The sequence below is a fragment of the Phaeobacter sp. HF9A genome (assembly GCF_011806385.1).
Classification (GTDB): Bacteria; Pseudomonadota; Alphaproteobacteria; order Rhodobacterales; family Rhodobacteraceae; genus Epibacterium.
Genome location: NZ_JAATOX010000005.1, coordinates 54972 through 79564, shown reverse-complemented (window position 1 = coordinate 79564; position 24593 = coordinate 54972). Strand labels below are relative to the sequence as shown.

25 protein-coding genes are annotated in these 24593 nt (G+C 63.2%); 17 read left to right on the top strand and 8 right to left on the bottom strand.

Annotated elements, in window-relative coordinates; all coding sequences use genetic code 11:
• Positions 1-225, bottom strand: a 225-nt coding sequence (locus HCZ87_RS20935; protein ID WP_303048826.1) for a nitrilase-related carbon-nitrogen hydrolase, incomplete at its 3' end; no start/stop codon positions are given.
• A gap of 224 nt (positions 226-449) precedes the next feature.
• On the opposite strand from HCZ87_RS20935, the gene HCZ87_RS01795 reads away from it, so the two are divergent.
• Complete coding sequence (locus HCZ87_RS01795; RefSeq protein WP_167642057.1) at positions 450-1340, top strand: helix-turn-helix domain-containing protein; 891 nt, start codon at positions 450-452, stop codon at positions 1338-1340.
• A gap of 63 nt (positions 1341-1403) precedes the next feature.
• Here the strand turns inward: HCZ87_RS01795 and HCZ87_RS01790 are convergent, their stop codons facing one another.
• Both HCZ87_RS01790 and HCZ87_RS01785 read right to left on the bottom strand, forming a co-directional pair.
• Positions 1404-1850, bottom strand: a complete 447-nt coding sequence (locus HCZ87_RS01790; RefSeq protein WP_254868488.1) for a MarR family winged helix-turn-helix transcriptional regulator — start codon at positions 1848-1850, stop codon at positions 1404-1406.
• Between the two features lie 84 nt (positions 1851-1934).
• Positions 1935-2984: an AraC family transcriptional regulator gene (locus HCZ87_RS01785; RefSeq protein WP_167642055.1), complete on the bottom strand. Its 1050-nt coding sequence runs from the start codon at positions 2982-2984 to the stop codon at positions 1935-1937.
• A 132-nt stretch (positions 2985-3116) separates the two neighbouring features.
• On the opposite strand from HCZ87_RS01785, the gene HCZ87_RS01780 reads away from it, so the two are divergent.
• The 7 genes from HCZ87_RS01780 (at position 3117) to HCZ87_RS01750 (ending at position 11134) form a co-directional block, all read left to right on the top strand.
• Entirely contained in the window at positions 3117-4484 is a 1368-nt protein-coding gene (locus HCZ87_RS01780; RefSeq protein WP_167642054.1) for an aminotransferase class III-fold pyridoxal phosphate-dependent enzyme, read from the top strand.
• 1 nt (position 4485) lies between these two features.
• Positions 4486-5574, top strand: a complete 1089-nt coding sequence (locus HCZ87_RS01775; RefSeq protein WP_368484066.1) for a maleylacetate reductase — start codon at positions 4486-4488, stop codon at positions 5572-5574.
• Entirely contained in the window at positions 5571-6419 is an 849-nt protein-coding gene (locus tag HCZ87_RS01770; protein WP_167642053.1) for an intradiol ring-cleavage dioxygenase, read from the top strand. Before HCZ87_RS01775 ends, HCZ87_RS01770 begins: the two co-directional genes overlap by 4 nt.
• 136 nt (positions 6420-6555) lie before the next feature.
• Positions 6556-7494: a tripartite tricarboxylate transporter substrate binding protein gene (locus HCZ87_RS01765; protein WP_167642052.1), complete on the top strand. Its 939-nt coding sequence runs from the start codon at positions 6556-6558 to the stop codon at positions 7492-7494.
• 54 nt (positions 7495-7548) lie between these two features.
• Entirely contained in the window at positions 7549-8088 is a 540-nt protein-coding gene (locus tag HCZ87_RS01760) for a tripartite tricarboxylate transporter TctB family protein (RefSeq protein ID WP_167642051.1), read from the top strand.
• Between the two features lie 9 nt (positions 8089-8097).
• Positions 8098-9597 (top strand): tripartite tricarboxylate transporter permease, encoded by a 1500-nt coding sequence (locus HCZ87_RS01755; RefSeq protein WP_167642050.1) that lies wholly within the window; start codon positions 8098-8100, stop codon positions 9595-9597.
• A gap of 34 nt (positions 9598-9631) precedes the next feature.
• Positions 9632-11134, top strand: a complete 1503-nt coding sequence (locus tag HCZ87_RS01750) for an aldehyde dehydrogenase (protein WP_167642049.1) — start codon at positions 9632-9634, stop codon at positions 11132-11134.
• Between the two features lie 70 nt (positions 11135-11204).
• Here the strand turns inward: HCZ87_RS01750 and HCZ87_RS01745 are convergent, their stop codons facing one another.
• Positions 11205-11768 carry a nuclear transport factor 2 family protein gene (locus HCZ87_RS01745; protein WP_167642048.1) on the bottom strand — a complete coding sequence of 188 codons (564 nt, stop codon included), beginning with the start codon at positions 11766-11768 and terminating at the stop codon, positions 11205-11207.
• A 169-nt stretch (positions 11769-11937) separates the two neighbouring features.
• Between HCZ87_RS01745 and HCZ87_RS01740 the strand changes: the two genes are divergently transcribed.
• From HCZ87_RS01740 to HCZ87_RS01705, 8 genes are read left to right on the top strand one after another with little or no spacing between them, the layout of a single operon-like run.
• On the top strand, positions 11938-13092 hold the full coding sequence (locus HCZ87_RS01740) for an amidase (protein WP_167642047.1): 1155 nt from the start codon (positions 11938-11940) through the stop codon (positions 13090-13092).
• On the top strand, positions 13089-14228 hold the full coding sequence (locus HCZ87_RS01735; RefSeq protein WP_167642046.1) for an acyl-CoA dehydrogenase family protein: 1140 nt from the start codon (positions 13089-13091) through the stop codon (positions 14226-14228). The genes HCZ87_RS01740 and HCZ87_RS01735 overlap by 4 nt, the downstream gene beginning before the upstream one ends.
• Before the next feature lie 10 nt (positions 14229-14238).
• The gene (locus HCZ87_RS01730; RefSeq protein WP_167642045.1) at positions 14239-14610 is read left to right on the top strand and encodes a hypothetical protein; all 372 of its coding nucleotides are present in this window, start codon (positions 14239-14241) and stop codon (positions 14608-14610) included.
• A 3-nt stretch (positions 14611-14613) separates the two neighbouring features.
• Entirely contained in the window at positions 14614-15888 is a 1275-nt protein-coding gene (locus tag HCZ87_RS01725; protein WP_167642044.1) for a Rieske 2Fe-2S domain-containing protein, read from the top strand.
• Positions 15885-16379, top strand: coding sequence for an aromatic-ring-hydroxylating dioxygenase subunit beta (locus tag HCZ87_RS01720; RefSeq protein WP_167642043.1), 495 nt, complete (start codon positions 15885-15887; stop codon positions 16377-16379). The genes HCZ87_RS01725 and HCZ87_RS01720 overlap by 4 nt, the downstream gene beginning before the upstream one ends.
• A gap of 2 nt (positions 16380-16381) precedes the next feature.
• A complete protein-coding gene (locus HCZ87_RS01715; protein WP_368484068.1) occupies positions 16382-17137 on the top strand; it encodes an SDR family NAD(P)-dependent oxidoreductase in 756 nt (251 codons plus the stop codon).
• 8 nt (positions 17138-17145) lie between these two features.
• Positions 17146-18099: a PDR/VanB family oxidoreductase gene (locus HCZ87_RS01710; RefSeq protein WP_254868486.1), complete on the top strand. Its 954-nt coding sequence runs from the start codon at positions 17146-17148 to the stop codon at positions 18097-18099.
• Positions 18100-18110: 11 nt separating this feature from the next.
• Positions 18111-18611, top strand: a complete 501-nt coding sequence (locus HCZ87_RS01705; RefSeq protein WP_167642040.1) for a flavin reductase — start codon at positions 18111-18113, stop codon at positions 18609-18611.
• Positions 18612-18671: 60 nt separating this feature from the next.
• On the opposite strand, the gene HCZ87_RS01700 is transcribed toward HCZ87_RS01705, so the two are convergent.
• The 4 genes from HCZ87_RS01700 to HCZ87_RS01685 form a co-directional block, all read right to left on the bottom strand.
• Positions 18672-19964, bottom strand: coding sequence for an MFS transporter (locus HCZ87_RS01700; RefSeq protein WP_167642039.1), 1293 nt, complete (start codon positions 19962-19964; stop codon positions 18672-18674).
• A 126-nt stretch (positions 19965-20090) separates the two neighbouring features.
• Positions 20091-21353 carry a cytochrome P450 gene (locus HCZ87_RS01695; RefSeq protein WP_167642038.1) on the bottom strand — a complete coding sequence of 421 codons (1263 nt, stop codon included), beginning with the start codon at positions 21351-21353 and terminating at the stop codon, positions 20091-20093.
• Positions 21350-22066: a type 1 glutamine amidotransferase gene (locus tag HCZ87_RS01690; protein WP_167642037.1), complete on the bottom strand. Its 717-nt coding sequence runs from the start codon at positions 22064-22066 to the stop codon at positions 21350-21352. The genes HCZ87_RS01695 and HCZ87_RS01690 overlap by 4 nt, the downstream gene beginning before the upstream one ends.
• 2 nt (positions 22067-22068) lie before the next feature.
• Entirely contained in the window at positions 22069-23397 is a 1329-nt protein-coding gene (locus HCZ87_RS01685; RefSeq protein ID WP_167642036.1) for a glutamine synthetase family protein, read from the bottom strand.
• Positions 23398-23516: 119 nt separating this feature from the next.
• On the opposite strand from HCZ87_RS01685, the gene HCZ87_RS01680 reads away from it, so the two are divergent.
• Positions 23517-24569: an AraC family transcriptional regulator gene (locus HCZ87_RS01680; protein ID WP_167642035.1), complete on the top strand. Its 1053-nt coding sequence runs from the start codon at positions 23517-23519 to the stop codon at positions 24567-24569.
• Positions 24570-24593 lie beyond the last annotated feature (24 nt).

Below are 24593 nucleotides of genomic sequence, written 5' to 3'. Positions count from 1 at the left end.
GGCCATGCTGTTGGCGTGGTATTCGGGCAGGAAGCCGACGCCCTCGGCGGGGGAGCCGGTCCAGATCCACCAGGGATAGCCCGGCAGCCAGGTTTCCGGGAAGGCGATCAGTTTGGCCCCGGCGCGCGCGGCCTCTGCGGTCAGCTCTGCCGCTTTTTCGATCGAGGCGTCGAGGTTGAGAAAAACGGGTGCGGCTTGCACGCAGGCAGCGATGATCGGTTTCAAGCGATGTCCTTTCCCTATTGGGCCCCCGACTTGCCGACGGGTGGCGGGTCTTTCCGCGCTCTTTGGATGGCGCGGTGCTGTCCTGATATCTCTGCACGACCTGCGGACGCTGACTTTGCAGCCGGCGACAAAACGTTTGACTTTCGACGCCACAGGCAGATCATGCAGTGTCAATTGAGGCAGGAGGGGAGCTGTTGCGCAACAGGTCGACAGAGTCTCGGCGCATGTGGGACACATGGCGCGAGCAGCTTTGGTCGCGGTTCGTGCGGCTTGACAGCTCTTCCAGCGACGAGGGCTTCTTTGGTCATGTGATCGAGGCGGTGCCGGGATCAAAGCGGCTTTCTGCGGTTTATTCCACCACCCAGATTACCGAACGCACGCCGGTGCATATCCGTCGCGATCCGCAGGATTACGCGCTTGTTGCGCTTCAGCTGGAAGGGCAGGGGTTCATCGAACAGGATGGCCGGCAGACGCGGCTCGATGCGGGTGACTTCGGCTGCTACCTGACCGAACGGCCTTATCGGCTCGGCTTTGACAGCCCGTTTCGGCAGCTCATCCTGCGGCTGCCCCGCGAAAGGTTGGCGGAGCATTTTCCCTGTCTCAGCCAGGTGACCGCGAGGCGGTTCAACGGCAGGGCCCGGGCTGGCCTGCTGGCGGCTGGTTTCATCCGGCAGATGGCGGAGAACGGCGGCGGGCTGGCAGAGGCGGATCTGGCAAACATGGAAACGGTGACGGCGCAGATGTTGGCCACCGCCATGCAGCAGGACACAGAAGGGCAGAATGTCGCGAACACAAGCCGCCTGGAGCGGGTTCAACGCAGCCTGAGGGACCAGCTGCGCGATCCCGATCTTGATCTGTCGCGGGTGGCCGCGCAGCAGGGGATGAGCCTGCGCACCCTTCAGCGCCTGTTTCAATGCGAAGGTCTGTCCCCGACCCAATGGGTGGCAGAACAGCGGTTGCAACGGGTCGCAAGCCTCCTGCGCGATCCCGCACAGGCCAAGCGGTCGATCACCGATATTGCGCTGTCATGCGGCTTTGGCGATTTGTCTCATTTCAGCCGCGCCTTTCGGCAGCGATACGGCGCCAGCGCCCGGGAATGGCGCAGGCTGAGCTAACACATGCAGGCTGGCCCGGACAGGCCGGACAGCGGTGGCAAAGCGCTGCACGCGTTTGTGACGTCATAGTTTTTGTAGCGCCGCATGCATTTCCGACATGAGCTGGTTCAACGCGCGCACCCGCTCGGGGTCGATCCCGGCAAAGGTCAGGTCATAGACGGAACGGGCCTCGGCAAGCGCGAGCGTGCGCAGGCGGTCTCCCTTTTCGGTCAGGCAAACCTCGGTGACGCGGCCATCGGTCGGGCGCACGCGGGTCTTGACCAGCTCATCCTTGATCATGCGCTGAATGACCTTGGTCGTGGTATTCAGCTTTTGCGCGGAGAACGCGGCGATTTCGGAAACCGAGAGATATTGATCTTCATAGAGGCTCATCATGGCGCGCCAGCGCGGGATGTCGATCCCGATATGCCGGATGCGGCGTTCCAGAACATCCGCATAGGCAGAGTTGATCTGGCTGATCCAGTAGAAGGGCCAATCAGCCTTCAGGTGTTTCGGGTCGTCGATGGTCAAGAGCATGGGTCCGGTGGCAAGCAATCAGAGGGAGGATAGCGCGGTATTAAGCGGCGCTGGAACGTGAATTTGCCCGTTTTTGCGTCAGTTTCGTCGCCGTGTCGAGGGTGCTTCACCGGTCCAGCCGCGCCAGGCCCGCCAAAATGCTGTCGGATCGGTGTACCCAAGCGCCTGCGCGACCTGTCCCACCCGGGCACCGGGCTGTTCGAGCAGCCGCGCGGCGCGTTCGTGGCGCAGTGCGTCCAGCAGGCTGCGCAGGCTGGTGCCCTCGGCGGCGAGCCGGCGTTGCAGGGTGCGCGGACCAAGATGAAGCGCGGCAGCAACCCGGTCCAGCGTGATCGCGGTGAGGCCGAGATTGGCGTCGATCACGGCGCGGGCGGCGGATGTGGTATCGCCTAGCGGGGTCGCCTCGCCAATCAGGTCGCGCACATGACGTTCGAGGGTTGCAAGCAGGCCCTGATCTTCCTGCCGCATCACGCGAATGGCATCGGGGCGCGCGATGACCAGGCGGTTGATGGGCTGAAGATAGCGCAGCGGCGCACGAAACAGCCGTTCCAGCGGGGTGGGATCATCGGGGGCGGGATGTTCGAAATGCACTTCGAGCGGGGCAAAGCGCGACGAGAAATTGTCGCGGATCACCTGCGTGAGCGACGCCAGCGAGAACTCCGCATCCTGCCGGCGCGGCCAGATCGACCCGTCGGCGATCCGGTAGGAGAACACGAACTGGTCGCGATCCTCGATCCATTGGCTTTGGGTGCCGCCCTGGAGCGCGTTCACATAGCGGGCAATCCGGGTCATGCCACGTTCCACACTGGCCGAGAGCGACAGGATCAAGCCCACCGGCCCCATGTCGGCGGCCTTCAGCCCGGTGCCGATCCGCGCGCCCAGGAACGGGTCGTCGGTCATTTCGGCGGCGGCTTCGAGAAACGCGACAAACAGCGGCAGCGGAATCGCCCCATAGGGGTCGGACAGCTGCGCAGTGGTGATCCCGACGCGGTTCAACAGCGGCTGCGCCGAGCGCTCCTGTGCCTCGAATCGCTCGATCAGCGCGGCAAGGAAAGAGGCCCGTATCGAGGAAAAGGCGGTCTTGGGCGCTGTACGCCCTGTCTGGGAGATATTCAGTAAATTTACCATTATGTCGTAAAGTATCGGATTTGTGACGGAAATTACAATGGATAATCCACGTGCTTCGACCGCACCCTGACCTAAAGGCGCAGAGCGGAGCGACATCCGCGCTCCAGAAGCCGCCGATGCAGGGAGACATAGATGCTGGACCGCGACAATTTTCTGCGCGCCGAGAACACGCGCCACCAATTCCACCCGATGATCCATCCGCTCATCAGCAATGACCACCCGCCGCAGATCATCATGGAAGGTGACGGTTGCTATGTGACCGATATTGACGGCAACCGGCTGGTCGATGGCCTGGGCGGCCTGTGGAACGTCAACGTCGGCCACAACCGGCCCGAGGTGAAACAGGCGATCATCACGCAGATGGACCGCATCAGCTATTATTCCTCCTTTGCGGGCACCGCCACTGCGCCCTCGATCGAGCTTTCGGCCAAGATCTGCGAGATGGCCGCCCAGGAAGAGATCACCAAGGTGATGTTCTCCGCCAATGGCTCTGACGCGGTGGAAACGGCGCTGAAACTGGCGCGGCAGTATTGGCATCTTATGGGGCAGCCGACCCGAACCAAGTTCCTGTCGCTCAAGCAGGGCTATCACGGGGTGCATTTCGGCGGGCTTTCGGTGAATGGCGCGCCCTATTATCGCAACGCCTACGAGCCGCTCCTGCCCGGGTGCTTCCAGATCGACAGCCCCTGGACCTATCGCAACCCCTACTCCGAGGACCCGGAGACGCTGGCCGATGCGGTGATCACCCAGATCGAACGCACCATCCTGGCGCAGGGCCCGCAAACCGTCGCCGCCTTCATCGCCGAGCCGGTGCAGGGCGCGGGCGGCGTGATCGTGCCGCCAGAGAGCTTCTGGCCGAAACTGCGCGCGCTGTTGGACAAATACGAGGTGCTGCTGATCTCCGACGAGGTGGTCACCGGTTTCGGGCGGTCCGGCAGCATGTTCGGCGCGCGCGGCTGGGGGGTAAAGCCCGATATGATGTGCCTCGCCAAGGGGATTTCCTCGGGCTATGTGCCGCTTGGCGCGACCGCGCTCAACAAACGCGTCGCGGATGCCTGGTATCAGGGGTTCAGCGAGCAGGGCATCATCATGCATGGCTATACCTCCACCGGGCATCCGGTGGGCTGTGCCGCTGCGCTTGCCTGTCTCGATATCGTCGAAAAGGAAGACCTGCCCGGCAATGCGGCCAAGATGGGCGCGCGGTTGCTGGAGGGGCTGAAGCCGCTGGCGGAGAGCTGCTCCGTCATCGGCGAGGTGCGCGGCAAGGGCTTGATGGTGGGGCTTGATTTCGTCTCCGACAAGGCCGCGCGCACGCCCATGGATCCGGGCAATGGCATTGTCGAACGCATCGCCGCCTATGCCCGCGAAGAGGGGGCCATCGTGCGCCCGGCTGGATCGGTGATCATCCTGTCGCCGCCGCTGGTCATTCAGGAGGCCGAGATCGACATCATCGTGAACGCGCTCACCCGGGCCTGCGCCCGCTTTGACGCGGAGCAATAAGGTGATCGGAACCCTGCCGCGCGATGGTTTCCAGTTCAATCCGCTGCCCACGCGGGTTCTGTTCGGCTCGGGCACCCGGGTCCTGCTGGCAGAGGAAGCACGGGCGGCGGGGATCAACCGCGCGCTCGTGCTGACCACGCCGCAACAACAGGCCATGGGCGAGACCGTCGCGCAGGACCTTGGCGAACTGGCGGTGGGGCTGTTCTCCGGTGCGGCCATGCACACGCCGACGGATGTGACCGACACCGCGCAGGAGGCGCTGACGGCGGCAGGCGCGGATGGGGTGATCTCTGTCGGGGGTGGATCGACCATCGGGTTGGGCAAGGCCCTGGCCGCCCGCACGGGTGTGGTACAGGTGGTATTGCCCACGACCTACGCCGGCTCTGAAATGACCCCGATCCTTGGCGAGACCGAGGATGGCCTGAAAACCACGCGCTCCGGCCCGGAAATTCAGCCCGAGGTGGTGATCTATGATATCGAGCTGACCCGCAGCTTGCCGGTTGCGATGAGCGTCACATCGGGCATCAATGCCATCGCCCATGCGGTTGAGGCGCTCTATGCGCAGAACGGTAATCCGGTGATGGATGCGCTGGCGCTTGAGGGCATTCGCGCCCTGGTCGGGGCCTTGCCCGGCATCGTTGCGGACCCGACCTCGATCGAGGCGCGGGAAAAGGCGCTCTATGGCGCCTGGCTCTGCGGCACCTGCCTTGGCAACGTCGGGATGGCGCTGCATCATAAACTTTGCCACACGCTGGGTGGCAGTTTCGGGATGCCCCATGCGCAGACGCATACCGTCGTGCTGCCGCATGCGCTGTCCTATAACGCGCCCGCCGTGCCGCAGGTGATCGAGGCGCTCCGCCCGATCCTTGGGGATGATCCGGCCGCCGGTCTGCACAGGTTGGCCCAAGGTCTTGGCGCCCCGGTCAGCCTGCGCGAGCTGGGCCTGCCGGAGGAGGCCATCGCGCGCGCCACGGACCTGGCCATGCAGGCCCGTTATCCAAACCCCAGACCGCTGGAGCAAGGCGCGATCCGGGCCATGCTGGCCCGGGCCTGGGCTGGCGATCCCCCAATCAGCGAGGCACAGCTATGACCCGTTATTTCTCAGAGGCGGATTCAGTCGAGACCGTCAACGCCAGAATGTCGCCCGACGCCGATGCGCGGCTGACCGAGGTCATGGCCGCGCTGGTCAAGCACTTGCACGCTTTCGTCAAGGAGGTGACCCTGACCGAGGCGGAATGGGAAACCGCCATCGCCTTTCTGACCCGCACCGGGCAAATGTGTTCGGACACCCGGCAGGAGTTCATCCTGCTGTCGGATGTGCTGGGCCTGTCGATGCTGGTGGATGCGGTGAACAACCGCAAACCGGCGGGCTCGACCCCTTCGACCGTCTTTGGCCCCTTCCACGTGGATGGTGTGCCCGAACGCGAGATGGGCGCGGAGATTTCGCTGGATGGCGTGGGAGAGCCCTGCCTCTTTGAGGGGCGGATCGTCGATCTTGACGGCCATCCCATCGAGGGCGCGCTGGTCGATGTCTGGTCGGACAACGCCGATGGGTTCTATGACGTGCAACAGCCCGACGTGCAGCCCCAGCACAACAATCGCGGGGTGTTTCGCACCGGGGCCGATGGGCGCTACTGGTTCACCGGGATCAAGCCGGTGAGCTATCCGATCCCCGATGACGGCCCGGTGGGCGAGATGCTGGGCCATCTCGGCCGGCACCCCTATCGTCCGGCGCATATGCATTTCCTAGTCACCGCGCCCGGATATGACCGGCTGATCACCCATACGTTTGTCGCGGGCGACGCCTATCTGGAAAGCGATGCGGTCTTTGGTGTGAAGGCGCCCTTGATCGTTGATTTTGAACGGTGCGAGCCGTCGCAGCCGGGGCCGCTCTGGCGTGCCAAATATGATTTCGTCCTGCCGCCACGCGGTTGAGACCTGACCCTTGGCCGGGCCGGCCATCACGCCGAAAAATCGGGCGAAAGACCTGATCGGCGGCAGTAAGAGTAAAAATGACGTGAATAATCACGCAAATAAGTGTAAGCTCAAACAGCGAACAGGGAGCAAAAATATGAAAAATCTTCTCAAGGCCAGCGCCATAGCCATGCTTGCCGCCATGCCCATCGCAGCGCAGGCGGATTACCCGGAGAAACCGGTGGAATTCGTCGTGCCCTGGCCTCCGGGGGATCTGGAGGACATCCTGACCCGGATGATCGCCGACAAGTTCCAGGAAACCTACGGCGTGCCCGCGGCGGTGGTGAACAAGCCCGGCGGCGGCGGCGGTCCCTTCCCCGGTGCGGTCGAGGTCGCGATGGCGCCTGCCGACGGCTATACCATCGGATCCTTTGTGATCGACGTGCCGATGGTCGGCCCCTATATCGGCATTCCGCCGCTGGAGGGCAATCCGTTCGAGCCGATTGGCATCTTCCTGTCCTATCCATTTGTCCTCGCGGCCGCTGGTGATGCGCCCTACAAGACGATGGACGAGCTCGCCGCCTATGCCCGTGAAAACCCCGTGACGCTGGGCCATTTCGGCGATGTAACCAGCCCGGCGCGTCATTCCTTGGCGATGGCCAAGGCGCTTGAGTTCGAGTTTGCCTCGGATGCCGCCTTTGACGCGCTGGATTGCAACACGCTGGCCTCGGGGGATGCGGATGTCATCAACACGACACTGCAACTGATCCGCCCCTGTCTTGATGATCTGACCATCCTGATGGCCGATACCAACAATCGCATTCCGGTCCTGCCGGACGTGCCCACCGCAGGTGAAATCGTGCCGGAGCTGGATTTCTCCACCTGGAACGGGCTGTTCGTTCACAAGGACACCCCGCAAGAGGTGCGCGACGCCATTGCCAAAGTGGCCCAGGAGGTGATCGCGTCAGAGGCGGCCAAGCAGGTGTCAGAAGAGACCGGCGCCGAGATATACTGGCTGGATGCGCAGCAATCGGACGCGCAGATGACCAAGGACGCCGCGACGCTTGAGCGCATTTCCACCTTCCTCGGTGAATAAGGTCGCCAGGGGGGCGCATGTCTGCGGCCCCCTGCTCGCCTTGCGGAAAAATCCATGAAACAGGTTTTCAACTTCCTTGCGTTGTTCCGCCGTGAACGGCGGCCGGGTGATCTTGTGTTTGCGGTGGGGTTCTTTCTCTTCGCGGTTCTGGTGGCGCTGGTGCTGCCGCAACAGGCGAAGTTCCTGCCGGACAAGGCGCTGATCACGCAGCCCGGGTTCTGGCCTGCGGTCGGGGTCGCCATGATGCTGCTCTTTGGTGGGGTCCATATGATTGCGACGCTGAATGCGCCGCGGTTGCCGGGACGGCTGCGCGAGGTGCTGGTCTGGGGGCGATCACTCGAATTCGTGGGCTGGTTCGTCGTCTATGTGCTTTCGGTGCCGCGGATCGGCTATTTGCCTGCCACCGTGGCCCTGGCGGTTCTGCTTGGGGTGCGGCTTGGCTATCGGACGCGCCGGGCGCTGCTGGCTGCGGTCCTGTTTGCAGTGGCGGTTGTGCTGATCTTTCGCACCGGGCTGCATGTGCGCCTGCCGGCGGGGGCGCTCTATAGCTATCTGCCGGATGCCATCCGCAGTTTTGCCATGACAAATTTCTGAGGCCCGTAGATGTTGGAAACGCTCTTTCTCGCGGCGGATCACCTGCTGCATTGGCAGGTCATCGTGGCGCTGTTCATCGGCTCGATCGGTGGCGTGATCATCGGGGCCATCCCCGGGGTTGGCCCGGCGGTGGCGATCGCGATCCTCTTGCCCGCGACCTTCTCGATGGAGCCGCTGGTCGGGCTGACGCTGCTCTTGGGCATCTATGGCTCGTCGATGTACGGCGGCTCGCTGCCCGCGATCCTGATCAACACACCGGGCACCGCCGTCAACGCGCTGACCACCTATGACGGCTATCCGATGACCAAACGCGGCGAGGCGCTGCGGGCGCTTGGCCTGGCCTATGGCGCCAGCTTCTTTTCCGCGATTTTCTCGGTCGTGGTGCTGATCCTTTTGGCCCCCGTTCTGGCCAAGGTGGCACCGATGTTTGGCTCGCGCGAGATTTTCCTGGCGGCGCTTTTGGGCGTCGTGCTGGTGATCGTCGCGCATAAAGGGCAGATGGCGGCCGCGGGCATGATGGCCGGTTTCGGCATCCTCTTGCAAAGCGTCGGGATGGAGCCGGTCAACTATACCATGCGCTTTACCTTCGGGCTGGCGTGGCTCACGTCGGGGCTGGATCTGATTGTCGTGGTGCTTGGGCTGTTTGCGATCTCGCAGGCCTTTGTGCTGATGGTCGAACCGGAAAGCGCGCCGGATGCGAAATCGGTCTCGGGGTCGATGGGCGGCGCCGTGCGCGAGGTGCTGGGCTACAAGCGGGTGGCGCTGACCGGATCGGGCTTTGGCGTTCTGATGGGCATGATTCCCGGTGTTGGTGAATTCACCGCACAGTTCCTGAGCTACACCACCGCGCGCAGATTTTCCAAGGACCCGGACAGCTTTGGCAAGGGCAGCCCCGAGGGGCTTGTCGCATCAGAAAGCGCCAACAACGCCGTGCCCGCCGCCGCCATGATCCCGCTGCTCGCGCTTGGCATTCCGGGCGAGGCGCTGACCGCGATGATGCTGTCGGTCTTTTATGTGCACAACGTGGTGCCGGGGCCGAACCTGTTCCAGAACCAGCTGGATTTTGTCTATGCGCTCTATCTCGCGCTGATCGTTCTGAACATCATCGTCATTCTGTGGATGCTGGTGTCGTCGAACCTGCTGATCCACCTGATCCGGGTGCCGACGCGGTTCCTCGGCATGGGTATTCTGATCCTGAGCTTCGTCGGCATCTATTCGCTGCGCAACTCGGCGGTGGATTGCCTTGTGGCGGCGGGCTTTGGGGTCTTTGGGCTGATCGTTAAGCGGTTGAACCTGCCGGTGGTGCCGATCATCCTTGGGATGGTGCTGGGCAATATCATGGAAGTGAAGCTGCGGGCGGCCGCCGCCCGGATCGAAAGCCCGCTGGATTTCGTCAGCCGCCCGATTTCGGCGCTGCTGGTCATCGCCATCGTTTTGATCGTGGTCCAGGCCCTGCGCACGACGCTGCGCGATTGGGCCGAGGATCCATCCGCAGAGACTCATTCTTAAAAGCCAAGTGCCGAGAGCACAGAGGCGGATACCCATGCGTATTGGCGCACCAGATCAGGCCCCCGGTGGGGTCGCCCCCGACGTCACCGCGTTCCTCGACGCGCCCCAAATGCTGATTGGCGGTCAAAGCTGTGCCGGCGAGGCCGGCAGCTTCGATGTCTTCAACCCCGCCGACGGCAGCGTCCTGGCGCAGGTGCCCGAGGCGAGCGAGGCGGACGTGGACCGCGCCGTGCGCGCCGCCGCGGCCGCGATGCAGGGGCCATGGGCCGCGATGTCGGGCGCGGCACGGACTGGCCTGATGCTGAAGCTGGCTGACCTGATCGAGGAAAACGGCGAGGAGCTGGCGCAGATCGAGACGCTGGAAAACGGCAAATCCATCATGATGAGCCGCCTGATCGAGGTGATGTCCTCGGCGGAATACATTCGCTACATGGCCGGCTACGCGACCAAGATCCGGGGCGAGACGCTGGATGTCTCCATCGCCATCCCGCCGGGCACGCAGTACACGGCCTTCACCCGCAAGGAGCCGGTTGGCGTTGTGGCCGCGATCACGCCCTGGAATTTCCCGCTGAACATGGCGGTTTGGAAAATTGCCCCGGCGCTGGCGGCGGGTTGCACGGTGGTATTGAAACCCGCCGAGGAAACGCCGCTGACCTCGCTGCGGCTGGTTGAGCTGATCCGCGAGGCGGGCTTTCCCGACGGAGTGGTGAACGTGGTGACAGGCGGCGGTGCGGTCGGTGCCGCGCTGGTTGCGCATCCGGGGGTGAACAAGGTCACCTTTACCGGCTCTACCGATACCGGCATCAAGATTGGCACGCGTGCCATGCAGGATGTGAAACCGGTGACGCTGGAGCTTGGCGGCAAGGCGCCGATGGTGATGTTTGATGATATGGATCTGAGCTTGCTTGGCCCGGCCACCGGCATCGGTATTTTTCTCAACACCGGCCAGACCTGCTGCGCGGGCGCGCGTCTGTTCATCCAGCGCGGCATCTATGACGAGGCGGTAAGCACGCTCAAGGGCATCGTGTCCTCGCTGCCGATCGGCCCAGGCATGGATCCGGCCAACCAGATCAACCCGCTGGTCAGCGCCAAGCATCAGGCCCATGTGACCGCCGCCATTGAACGCGGCATTGCGGATGGGGCCACGCCTTTGCTCGATCTGACCGCGCCGTCCGACGGCTATTTCGTTGCGCCGCAACTGTTCGAAGGGGCCGCGCCGAGCTGTGCGCTGATGCAGGAGGAGGTCTTTGGTCCGGTCGCGGCAATCACGCCCTTTGACACCGAAGACGAGGTGATCGCGATGGCGAATGACGTGCGCTACGGGCTGGGTGCGTCGCTGTGGTCCAAGGACATCAACCGGGTCATGCGCCTGGTGCCCAAGGTGCAGGCCGGGACGGTCTGGGTGAACAGCCATAACATCCCCGATCAGAACATGCCCTTTGGCGGCTTCAAACAGTCGGGGCTTGGCCGCGAACACGGCTCCACCGCGCTCGACAACTTCCTGGAAACCAAGGCCGTCTGTGTCGCCTATAGCTGACGCATCACGGGTCAAGATATGAAAAAGCCCGCCGGTCGGCGGGCTTTTTTTTGATGCGCTTGCGGCTGGTTCAGGGCTGCATCAGCACCGACGCCGAGGGATAGTCCGACGCCCAGGTCGCAGGCAGCGGCGCGACAAAGACGTTCTCGGTGCGGTTGCGGGTGTAGCGCCATTTGCCGTCTTCGCATTTGCGATAGCTGTTCCAAAGCCGCGACGAGCGCAACAGCGCCTTGCCGTCCGAAAACAGCCAGGGCTGCATGTGGACCCAATTGCCTTCGGCGGTCATCGCGTCGTCCGACACGCGGATCTGCTCGGAGGTGAGATAATGACAGTTCAGGATCAGCGCCGGATCGGTCTTGCCGCCCCAGAACCCCTGAAAGTGCTTTTTCACCGCGTCCCAACCTTCGGCGCGGCCGAACTGGTTGTCGTAATATTCGCCAACGCCTTCCCAGACCGCTTCGGGGGCGAAAAGCTCCATGATCCGGTCGATTCGGTCGGCGTCGTCATTTGAGCCAAACTCCGGGTTCGGCGTGTCGCACAGGAACATGTACCGCGCCTGAACCCGACGCACTTCGGCCTCTGCTTCGAGAATCGCGAGCCGCTGTTCCAGCTTGGCAATGGTTTCTTGTGACATAGTGCTCCTCCGGGTTGTGGTAATTTTCCCGTAATGTAGCGAAGTTGGGGCGATCACGAAAGAACAATTCAAAATTCACGTGAAAATTCTTGACCTAGATCATTTAAGCGGTAATTTTACCGTAATGCTCACGCCACAGATGGGCCAATGTTCAACAGGGAACCGCGCGATGACCGCTCTGACGGATCAATATTCTGCACTGCTAGGCCCGCTTGAGCTTGGGGCCGAAGGCGGCCTGTCGGTGGTGGTGAAGGATTGTATCGACATCGCCGGGCAGGTCACCGCGTCGGGCTCTGCTGCGCTTCGGGATCAGCCGCCCGCTGATAGTCATGCGCAGGTTGTCGAGGCTCTGCTGGGTTCCGGGGCACGCATCATCGGCAAGGCCAAGATGCACGAGCTGGCCTATGGCATGACCGGGATCAATGCGGGATTCGGAACCCCGGTGAACCCACGCTGGCCGGATCGAATTCCGGGGGGGTCCTCCTCGGGGTCCGCGGTAGCGGTGGCGGCGGGCCTGTGTGATGCCGCGATCGGAACGGATACCGGCGGGTCGGTGCGCCAGCCCGCGATCTGCTGCGGCGTCTACGGGATCAAGCCCAGCTTTGGACGGATCAGTCGCAAGGGCTGTCACCCGGCCAAGTCCTCCCTTGATTGCGTTGGCGTTTTTGGCCGCAGCCCTGCGATGCTGACCCGCATGATGGCGGCGATGGACCCCGAGTTCACGCCCGAGCCCCTGACCCGGGCGCCGCGTCTGGCGCGGGTGCAGGCGCGGGATCTTGATCCGGCAGTCGGAGAGCCGCTGGTCTATGGCATGATGGAGGGCCTGCCGGAGGCGGGCTATGTCCAATTGCCCGGACTGGAGGATGCCTTTGATGCGGCGATGACCATTATCGGCGTGGAAACCTATGCGGCCTGTTATCGCCTGCTGGCAGATCCGCGCCTTGGTGACGACGTGCGGGCCAGGATTGCGGCGGCCGGGGAAATCACCTCGGCGCAGCTGGTGCAGGCGGAAGAGATCCGCGTCAGTTTCACCGCAGAGGTCGATGCCGCGCTGGCAAAGGTCGATGCGCTCATCACGCCGGCGCTGCCGATGGTGCCGCCGCTGCTGAGCGAGGCGGCAGAGCCATCAAAGGTGCTGCCGCTGACCCGCTTTCTGCGTCCCTTTAATCTGAGCGGCCATCCGGCGATCGTCCTGCCCGTCAAGGCAGAGGTGCCGCTTGGCCTGCAAATCATCGGCCGCAAGGGCGAGGACGCGCGGCTTTGCGCGATCGCCGAATGGATGGCGGCCACCTGTAGCTATTTTCTGACGGAGGAAGAGGAATGAATGCTCAAGCCGCAACGGCGCAGAGGCCTGATAGCAAGGAGAGGGTCCTTGCCGATATCCGGGCGCGCGCTGGCGAGTTCCAGGCCCTGCGCCATATCCCGCAGGATGTGGTGGACCAGTTCAAGGGTCTTGGCGTCTATCGTGCCTTCGTGCCGGAACGTTTCGGCGGCGATGCAAAATCGCCCTCGGCCTTTTGCCGGCTGATCGAAGACATCGCCGCCGCCGATGCCTCTGCCGGCTGGGTGGCGAGCTTTGGCGTCTCGGCGACCTATCTCGCGACGCTGCCGGTGGACACCTATGCCGAGATCTTCGGCAAGAACCCCGATACCGTCTTTGCTGGGGCGATGTTTCCGCCGCAGCCTGCCAAGACGGTTCCCGGCGGCTATGAGGTGCGCGGTCAATGGCCCTGGGGCTCTGGCATCATGGGGGCGGATCTGGCCGGGGCTGGCATCAAGGTCGAGGACAACGACACCAAGCTGCCACTGATCGCGATCATGCCACGCGACAAGGTCGAGGTGGTCGATACCTGGAACACCGTGGGCCTGGCCGCGACCGGAAGCCATGACATCAAGGTCGATGGCGTCGTGGTGCCGCGCGAATGGACATTCGTGCGGGGATCGACCCCGACCATGGACGACAAGCAATTTCGCTACCCTTCGATGGCGCTGGCCAGCCAGGTGCTGGCGGTTGTGGCGCTGGGTGCGGCGCGGGCCAATCTGGAGTTCATTCACGAGTCCGGCAGCCGCCAGTCCGTGACCGGCGCGCCCAAACCCGGCGCACGGCCCTATCTGCAAACCGAATACGCCAAGGCGCGCAGCCTCTATCTGGGCGCGCAAGCGATGTTTTACGACACGCTCGACGAAGCCTGGGAGCAGCTCGAGCACAACGAAAAGGTTGACCGCGACCTGCACATCCGCCTGCGGCTGGTTGCGTCAAAGGCCGCCAAGGACGGTGCCGAAGCCGCGCGCATGGCCTTTGCGCTTGGTGGCTCCAACGCCATCGAGCAGGGCCACCCGCTTATTCGCAACATGATCGACGCCGCCTCCGTCGCGCAGCACGCCTTCCTGTCGGAAGGCACGCTGACCGGGGCCGGTGCCGCGATGTTCGACGAACCCACCATGCCCGGCTACCCCTGAGGAGGTCCCGATGTCCGAACCGCAACCCATCCGCACGCTTTTGTGCTTCAACAACCACCCGACGTTCTTCTCGCTGCCGTTTGACCAGATCGGCCCGGTCTGGACCGCAACGCAGGCGCTGATGCGCGGCATTGCAGATCTGGAGGGGGTCGAAATCGTCGGCACCTTTGACGACGACCAGACCATGGTCGGCGCGACGCAGGGCTTTCCCTTCACCTGGTACATCCTGGCCGATTTCCCCGACCGCGCCACGGTGCAGGCTGCCTGCAACCTGTTGCGCACCATCGTGGTCGGTGAAGGCAACGACCGCTTGTGGAAATACATGACCGTCGAGGCGCGCATGGGCCGTGCCTTGGAAATTCCCGCGAAACACAGGAGCTGAGACATGTCGCTTGATATGCCGAAATTCAGCGATCTCGACGCGCTCTATGATGAAGAGAACGCCAAGGTTGCCACCGAAATGTATGAAGACCCCGATCTCTTTGCCGAAGAGATGGAAAAGGTCTTTAAACGCACCTGGGTCTTTGTGGCTCATGAAAGCGAATTTCCCGACAAAGGGTCGTTCAAGCTGTCCCATGTCGGCCTTGAGCCGGTGATTGTGGTGCGGGACCGCAAGGGCGTGATCCACGTCATGGTCAACCGCTGCCGCCACCGTGCCGCGACCGTCTGCGAGGTGAAGAAGGGCAAGACCGCGTCCTTCCAGTGCCCCTATCACGGCTGGGGATACGGGCTCGACGGGAGCCTGCGCGCGCTGCCCTACCCCGAGCAATACGGCGATGATTTCAACAAGGAACAGCATGGGCTTCTGAAGCTGCGCACCGAGTCCTATCAGGGCATGGTCTTCGCGACCTTCAACGATGACATCGAACCCCTGACCGATTTCCTCGGTGCCGAGGTTTGCCGCTATATCGACCTCTTCATGAAGCAGGGCGGCGGTTTCCCGGTCAAGGTGCTGGGTGAACATCAGTTCACCGTGCCGATGAACTGGAAGGTGCAGCTGGAGAACACCACCGACGCCTATCACTTCCCGGTCGTGCACAAGAGCTTCCTGCAATCGCTGGATGGCGCGACGAATGAGATGTTCGATTTCCTCGACAAGGGGCGCGGCTGGGTCGAGGACCTGGGCAACGGCCATTCGGTGATGATGATGATCCCCGAGCTGGAGGATCTGGAGGCCAATCTCGACGATCCGATCCCGGCCCGTTTCGAAGAGCTGGCGCAGGAGCTGCGCGACGAGGGCTACCCCGAGGACCAGGTGCGCCGCATCGTCCGCGCCGTTGGCGGGGCCGGGTTCAACTTGAATTTGTTCCCCAATGTGTCCTTCAGCCTCGCCTTCTTCCGCGTGCTGACCCCTGTCAGCGTGGAGCAGACCGACATTCGCCATATGGCGCTTGGTATGGAGGGCGGCCCGCAGGCGGCGAACCAGATGCGGATGCGTCTGCATGAGCATTTCCAGGGGCCGATGGGCTTTGGCAGCCCCGATGACGCCGAGGTCTGGGAGCGCGTGCAGCGCGGCACCAAGGGCGGCGAGCAACTGCCGATCCTGGTGAACCGTGGCTTGGTCGATGAGGAACCCGGCACCGCTGGTCCGCGCGGCCATATCAGCGCCGAGACGGGCATGCGCGCTGCCTACAAGATGTGGAAGAGGATGATGGCATGACCGAGATGTCCAAGATCGACGCTGGCGCCTTGCTCGCCGATGTGACCCGGTTCCTGTGGCAGGAGGCCGACCTGCTCGACGCCTGCGCCTATGACGACTGGCTGGACCTCTGGACCGAGGATGGCATGTACATCATGCCGATCGGCGAGGGCGAGGATTACGCCAATCAACTGAACCTCTGCTATGACAATGCCAAGATGCGCCGCGACCGGATCGGGCGGTTTCAGGCGGGGTTCTCTATTTCCTCGGCGCCGCCGGCGGTGACCGTGCGCACCGTCAGCCGGATCGTGATCGACAAAGCCGAGGGCGATCTGATCACCGTCCGCGCCGCCGAACACCTGATCGAGGACAAGTTCGGCCGCCAGCGCAGCTGGGCCGGGAATGTCCGCTATGTGCTCAAGGCCACGGACGAGGGCTTCAAACTGCATCAGAAGGTGATCCGCCTGCTGAACTCCGACGGGATGCTGAATTCGTTCAGCTATCTGTTCTGATGGTGGCCCCCTTGCCTGATCAGATCCAGACCGCCGTCATCACCGGCGGTGCGCGCGGCTTCGGGGCCGAGGTCGCCCGCGCCCTGCACCGCGAAGGGTTCCGCGTCGTCATCACCGATATGGACCCGGAACCGGCCAAGGCGCTGGCGTCAGAGCTGGATCTTTCCGGCGAAACCGCCACCACCGCGACGCTGGACGTGACCAAGCCGGAGGACTTTCAGACCGTGCTGGACCAGTGCATCACCTTCTATGGCTCGGTTGAGGTGCTGGTGAACAATGCCGCCCGCACCGCCGTGCAGCCGGTGCTGGAGATCGACCCCGCCTTTTTCAACGAGGTGATGGCCACCAACGCGGGCGGCACCTTTGCCGGTTGCCAGATCTTTGGCCGCCACATGAAGGATCGCGGCTATGGGCGGATCGTCAACATGGCCTCGCTGGCGGGGCAGAATGGGGGCACTGCCACGGGGGCGCATTACGCGGCTTCAAAGGGCGCGATCCTGACATTGACCAAGATCTTTGCCCGTGACCTTGCGCCCTTTGGCGTGACCTGCAACGCGATCGCGCCGGGCCCGATGGATACGCCCATGGTGCGCGAGGTGCTGGGTGACAATATCGACGCCGCCAAGAAAAACATCCCCGTGGGCGATTTGGGCGATCCGAAGTTCGTTGCCGAACTTGTCGCGATGCTCGCGGCGCCGCGCGCGGCCTTCGTCAACGGTGCCTGCTGGGACGTGAACGGCGGGATATACATGAGATGAGCCTTGATATGACAGACAATCAGACCTTGACCCTCACCGTTTCCGAACGGATCGACGACAGGGGCGATATCGCGCGCATCCGGCTGGTGGGCGACAATCTGCCGCCGGTCACCGCCGGGGCGCATCTTGATCTCTACCTGCCGGAGGTCGATCTCTGGCGGCAGTATTCGCTGTGTTCCGACCCTGCCGAGACCGGCTATTACGAGATCGGCGTGCTGAAGGATCCCGCCTCGCGCGGGGGGTCTCTGGAGGTGCATCGGGTGGCGCAACCGGGTGCGGCGCTCAAGGTCGAAGGGCCACGCAATCACTTCCCGCTGGAGGAAAGCGCGACCAAGACCGTGCTGCTCGGCGGTGGCATTGGCGTCACGCCGATGATCGCCATGGCGCGACGGCTGCATGCGATCGGCAAGGATTTCACGTTGCATTTTTGCACGCGCTCCCGCGACGTGACAGCATTCTACGAGGAGCTCAAGGCCGCGCCCTTTGCCGACCGGGTGGTGTTTCACCACGACGACGAAGACGCGGCGCAAAAGCTCGACCTGGCGCGTGACCTGCCCGCGCCGTCGCCGGATACCCACCTGTATGTCTGCGGCCCGCAAGGTTTCATGGATTGGGTGATCAACACCGCCGAAGCGGCAGGGCACGCCACGGCGAATGTTCACCGCGAGTATTTTTCGGCGGATGTGGAGCTGAGCGGCGACAGTTTCGAGGTCGAGGCGCGCGCTTCCGGCGTGACGCTGACCATCGGCCCGGATGACACCATAGCCAAGAAGCTCGCCGAGCATGGCATCAAGGTCGAGGTCAAATGCGAAGAGGGTGTTTGCGGCACCTGCGTCACCGATGTTATCAGCGGCGATATCGACCACCGCGACCAGTTCCTGACGGATGAGGAACGCGAGGATGGTGACCAGATGTGCGTCTGCTGTTCGCGCGGGCGCGGCACGCTTGTGCTCGATATATGAGAGGGGACGACATGGAGCTGACCGAGAACCAGATCGCCTTTCGCGAAGGCATGAGCCGCATGGGCGCGGCGGTGAACCTGCTGACCACCGACGGGCCAGCGGGCAAGCACGGGCTGGTTGCCTCGGCGGTCTGTTCGGTGACCGACAGCCCGCCCACGGTCCTGGTCTGCATCAACCGGGGCAGCTTTGTGCACGACAAGTTCCTGCGCAATGGGGCGCTTTGCGTGAATGTATTGGCCAGCCAGCATCAGGATCTTTGCAACACCTTTGCGCGCTATGTCGAAGGCGTGGACCGCTTTGCCCAGGGTACATGGACCACGCTGGCCACCGGGTCGCCGGTGCTGACCGACAGTAATGTCGCGCTGGATTGCCGGATCGGCAGCGTGCTGGAGCAGGGCACCCATTCCGTCATGTTCTGCGAAGTGCAGGGCGTGCATCTGTCAGCGCGCCCGGGGGCGGGGCTTGTTTATTTCAGCCGCGATTTTCATCACCTGCACAGCTCCGCTTCATAGCCCAAGCCCGCAGCGACCGCTTTGCATCCGGTCGCGCGGCGAGGCTGCGCCGTGGAACTCTCAGCGATCCGGTTCTGTGTTCAGTCGTTTGGCCAGCATCAAGGCCAGGATCGCGGCGATGACAAGAAACCCTGCTCCCAGGATCCATGCGACAGCCGTGGAATAGAGATCGGCGATCGCGCCGGCCAAAGTCAGACCAAATGCGGCCCCCAATTGTTGTATCAGCGATCTGAGCGATAGCATGGTCGACCGCTGACGGTCTTCGACGCAGCGATGCAGAATGCTGCTCGCCGGTGTTTCGCTGACGCCGAGGATCACGGAATACAGGATGAAAACCGCCAAAAAGCCGATGATATTGCCTTGCAAAGCCAATGCGATCTGAACGCCGGCCAAGCCCGCATAGCTCGCCGCCAGCGTCCGCGCGTGTCGCCGCTTGAAGAACCGGCTGATGTGCGATGACACAGAGGCGCCAAGCGCGATCGCAAAGAAATACGACGCAGTGACAACACCGATTACGGTATTGGCATAGCCTTCATCCAACATCGGTTTTGCATATGTCGGCCAGATCACCTCGACCGGGTTGCTCGCCATCAAGAAGAAGGCCAGCGCAGCCAGAAGCATCGACAATGCGGGATGTTTGAGGGCCAGAAGACCTGCATCCTTTATTACCGTCGGCACGATCACAAAGCCTAGCTTGAGCGCGGCCAGGTTCATGGGGCGCGGCTGCTCGACAATGGCGAATGTGGTGAAGGCAAAAACGACTAACATTACGGCAAAGCTCGCCGCGTAGGAGACGTCATAGATGCTGAAACCCAGCTGTGTTGCGACCTGGCCCAGCATATCGGGTAGAAGTCCGCCGAGGACGGCCCCGAGGGCCAAGCCGACAGCATTGGCCCATTGCGCTTTTGCCAGCGCGGGCTGGACATCCACATTTGGCGCGCTGGCCCTGAATGTTTCGACAAACCACGCATCAAGCGTGCCCGACCGAAGCGCACGGCCAAAACCGATACATGCAAAGGACAGCGCCAGCACATAAAAATCGCGGGTCGAGAGAAAAATCGAAAGCGACACCAAACTGGCGATGACCGCGGTCAGAAAGACAGGCTTGCGCCCGATACTGTCTGCCAGACCGCCAAACGGCAGCTCCATCACCATGGTGGTGAGCGAGTAGACCCCAAAGAGCAGCGAGATTTGAAAGAGATCCATGCCTCGATCGCTCAATGCCAGGGCCACAACAGACACCGTCAATCCCATCGCAAAGCGATCAAGAAACTGATGGGCCTGAAACACCCGGATATGCCGTCGCGCCGAATCGGAAAGCGCAGCGAAGGAGAACTCTGTTTCAGCGGTCATACGGCCACTATCCCCCCTGCCGCCAGCGCATACAATCCCAAGTGGCATGACCCGATCAGCCCCCGCTTGGTCACGCGCTGTGCGGGAGGCCAGCGCAGAGGGCTGGCCAGCCTCCCGGCAAGCAATTCATGCGGAGTGGAACGCCAGATCGAGCGCTTTGACGCCGTGGATGTGGTTTGAGCGCAGCAGGTCGACCCGGCCTGTCGTTTCGATCCGGGCGACGCGCTTGGCCAGTTCCTCGATCAACACCCGCACCTGAAGCTGGGCGACATAATTGCCAAGGCAGAAATGCGGCCCCCCCTTGCCAAAGGCCATATGCGGGTTCTTTTCGCGTCCGATGTCAAAGCGGTCCGGCGCCTCGAAATATGCCTCGTCCCGGTTGCCGGAGGTGAAATACATCGCCACCTTGTCGCCCTTGGCAATGGTGACCTCGCCCAGCCGGGTCTCTCGGGTGGCGATGCGACGCACGAAATGCACCGGGCTGGCCCAGCGGAGGATCTCATCCGTGGCGGTCTGGCTCTTGATGCCGCCCGCCCGGAAACGATCCCATTCGGCAGGATGATCCGCCAGCGCGCGCAGCCCGTGGCTCATGGTGTGGCGCGTGGTTTCATTGCCTGCAACGACCAGCATGAGGAAATAATTGAGAAATTCATCCTCGGTCAGCGGGCGGCCATCAACCTGGGCCTGAACCAGCATGGTGATCACATCGCTGCGCGGATTGGCACGCCGGTCGGCCGCCAGCGCGCGACCCATCTCAAAGGCCTGAAGCGCGGCGGGGTGGCCAAAGGGCATCATGCGGCGCTCTTGCTCGGAGTATTGCTCGACGATCGGATCGACGAAATCCGGGTCATCCGAGCCGATCAGCATATCCGACCAACGGATCAGATCCGCCGTGCGCTCGGTCGGGATGCCGAGCAGGGAACAGAGCGTGATGATCGGCACCTGTTTGGTCAGCGTCTCCACCGCCTCGAAGCTGCCGGCATCGGTGATCTGGTCAAGGAGCGCGGCCACACGGCTGCGCACATCTTCCTCCAGGCCGCCGACGCCGCGCCGGGTAAACCCGGGCAGTGTCAGCATCCGCATCTTGCCATGTTGCGGCGGGTCCATTTCCAGGAGGGTGCGGCGTTTGTCGTTCTGTGCGTCGTCAAAATCGTCCAGCGAAATCACTCCGTTGCGGGAGGAAAACGTCTCGGTGTCCTTGGAGACTTCTACGATGTCGTCATAGCGCGTCACCGCCCAGAACCCGCGATGACCGTCGTGGCGGGGGTTCCAGGCCACCGGCGTCTCGGCCCGGAGGCGGGCAAATTCGGCGCGCGGCGGGCCGTCCTGCCAGAGACCGGCGTCGGACAGGTCGATCCGTGTTTCGGGGGCATTCAAGGTTGTGGTCATGTCCTGTCCTCCAATTGATGCGCAAGGAAGCCCATGATCCAGCGCGCGGCGCGGCTGGTGTCGCGGGGGTGGTCCAATGTCCGCAAGGCCGCGTCGGTTTCGGACTCGCCAATGCGGTGGCGTTCAAAATCATAGACCTCGGCGGCAAAGGCCGGGTCCATTTCGGGATGCGGTTGAAAGGTCAGCGTGCAGGGGCCGATTTGGGTCACGCCATAGGGGCAAAACGCCGATCCGGCGAAGACGCGTGTATCCGGCGCCGGGCGTGTGACCTGATCGTGATGCAGCGCCACCAGGTCAAAGCCCGCCGCGTCGGCTTGATCCTCCAGCCAGTCCGGCGCGTCTTTCAGCGCATAGTGCTGCACGCCGACGCCCCAATCGGGGCATTCCTCGACGGTGCCGCCCAGCATCCGGTGCAGGTGCTGGTGACCATAGCAAATGCCGATCACCGGCGTTTGGCCGATCACCGGGCGCAGGAACTCGCTCAGCGCCAGTTGCCAGGGCGCATCGTCCACCGCGCTGGCGGGGCTACCGGTCAGCAGCCAGGCGTCGCAGAGCTCCGGGCCGGAGGGGAATTCGCCTTCCGATACGTTCCAGGCCTGGGTTTCGAAATCCAGGCCAGCCTGCGACAGAAGCGGCGGGAACCAATCCGCAAAGCGGCCGTATTGCGCCCATTCGGGACGGTTGCTGCCGCATTCAAGAATACCGATTTTCATGCTCACCCCAGTTCAAAGAAGCGACGGCGTTCGTCGATCAGCGTCTTGCCGTCGAACTGCCGAAGCTGGTGGTCACGGGTGGCGGTGAAAGTCTCGACAAAACGGGGCGAAAGCCATTCTGCGGCAAAACCCGAGCCGCGCAAGGCCGCGATCGCCTCCTCCATGCTGGCGGGCAGCGCGGGGCCGATGGCGGAGCCGGGGACGTAGCCATTGCCCCTGGTCGGATCAGAAGGCGCGATCTGTTCGGTGATCCCGGCCAACCCGGCCGCCAGCGTCGCCGCCAGCGCCAGATAGGGGTTCGCATCCGAACACGGCAGGCGGTTTTCAACCCGCATCGACCGTGGCCCGTGGCCGACAACGCGAAACGCGGTGGTGCGGTTTTCGACCCCCCACGAAAATGCCGGCGGTGCAAATGTCCCCTCGGCGAAGCGACGCCAGCTGTTCACCGTGGGGGCGAAAATCAGCATCATCGCCGGCAGATAGTGCTGCATCCCGCCGATGAAATGACCAAAGCTCTCGCTCATCCGGGCCGGGGCGCGGGCATCCCAGAACAGCGGCGTTTCATCGGCGCCGCTCAGCGACAGGTGGATATGCGAGGACTGGCTGTCGGCAGTTTCGCTCCAGCGCGGCATGAAACAGACGGTTTGATCGCGCTGCATCGCCAGCACCCGGATGAAGTTCTTGAACAGCGCCGCCTGATCTGCCGCTTCCAGCGCCGAGGTGGCGGCAATGCAGGCCTCCATGAAACCGCCGCCGATTTCTTCGTGCATCTTGCCCAGCCCGATGCCGAGCGGGCCGCACATGTCGGCAACCTCGGCATAGAGATCCGCCTGTGCGGCCTGATAGATAATCAGGTCATGGCTGGGGTGCGCGGTGGCCGTATCAAGCCCGTCATAGCCCTTGGCCGCGAGCGAGCGCGCGGTTTCGTCAAACAGGGTGAACTCCAGCTCGATGCCCACTTTGGGCGTCAGCCCCATGTCCCGGGCCCGCGCCAGCACCCGGCGCAGCAGGGAGCGGGGACAGAACTCCGCCGCCGCACCGGTGAACTCTGCGAGGTAGAGCGGATTGTCCTCGTCGCGCTCGAACGGGATATGCCGCAGGCTGGAGGGATCGACGGCCAGATCGGTGTCATGGAAATCGGCGCTGTCGTCGGTGATGCCCGGCATGTCCAGGATTTCGTCGGTGGGATCCAGGGCCAGCTGCACGGGCGACATGCCCGGTCCGTGCTCCAGAAGTCCCGGTATATCCGCGCCCCGCACCTTTTGACCCCGAAGCAATCCGTTCGTGTCAACAATGGCGACGGTCGCGAAACGGCTGTGCGTTTCACTCATAATTTAGTTCCCTGTTGTGTCCGGCCCGGTTGTCCGGGCTCGTTGCGTACCCTTGACGGTAGGGAATAGGTTGCGCCATGCTTGATCTGTTTCGTCAAAAAATTGATAGTTTTGAGCACATGCGGACCGAAACAACCGAGCGGCAGAGAATTCCGCGCATCCAGGCAAAGATCCTGAATGCGATCCTGAACTCTGCGCAGCTGCCGGACCCGGAAGTTCACAGCCTTCTGGCCAGCGAAAACCTGCGGCGGGCCGATGTGCGCGATCCTCATGGAACCTTGCCCTTTGCGGCCTATTTGCGGCTGTTTGATCGGGTGGCGGAAAGGCTGGGACGGGACTGTTTTGGCCTGGAGCTGTCCTCGGGCATGGGCCCGGAACTGGTTGGGCCGGCGGGGTATATCTTTGTCGCCTCGCCGGATCTGATCCAGGCGGTACGCGCGTTGGCGTCAAGTGTCTTCACAATTCAGGACGCAACCCTCTTTGAGGTCCGCAGCGATCCCGCGCCCCATGTGCGCTACAGGATCACCGACGACGATATGTCACCCCGCCGCCACGACGTCGAGTTTTCGCTCGGCTATGTCAATCACCTGATCCGGCTGCTGCTTGGCCCCGGCTACGCCCCGGCGGAAGTCTGGTTCGAACATCCCGGACCTGCGCGGCCGGAGCGGCAAGAGGCCTTGCTGGGCTGCCCGGTGTTCTTTGATCAGGATCGCAACGCGATTTGGTTCCGCCCCGAGGATGTGCATCGCCGTGCGCCGGGGGCAGATCCCAATCTGGTTGCCTTGATGCAGCATTACATCCAGCTTCTGGACCGGCCTGACCACACGATCCAGACCTTTACCGAGGAGGTCCGTCAGACCCTTGCGGGGCTTGCAGACGGGCAGGAGCCCAGTTTGGTGCGTGTTGCGGCTCAACTGGGGGTTGGCGCGTCCACCCTCGGGCGGCGTCTGCGCGCCGAGGGCAGCTCCTTTCGCGATCTGGTCCGGCGCAACCGCATCGACCGGGCGACGCGGCTTTTGCTGGAAACCAAGCTCAGCGTGCTGGAGATCGCAGAGCGCAGCGGCTATGGCGAAACCGCGAGCTTTACCCGCGCGTTTCGATCCGTCACCGGAGAAACGCCACGGGCCTATCGGGCACGCCTCCTGGACGCGAGGCTTGGTAAGCTGTCCTGAGGCGGCGCATGCCGGGCTTTGGCG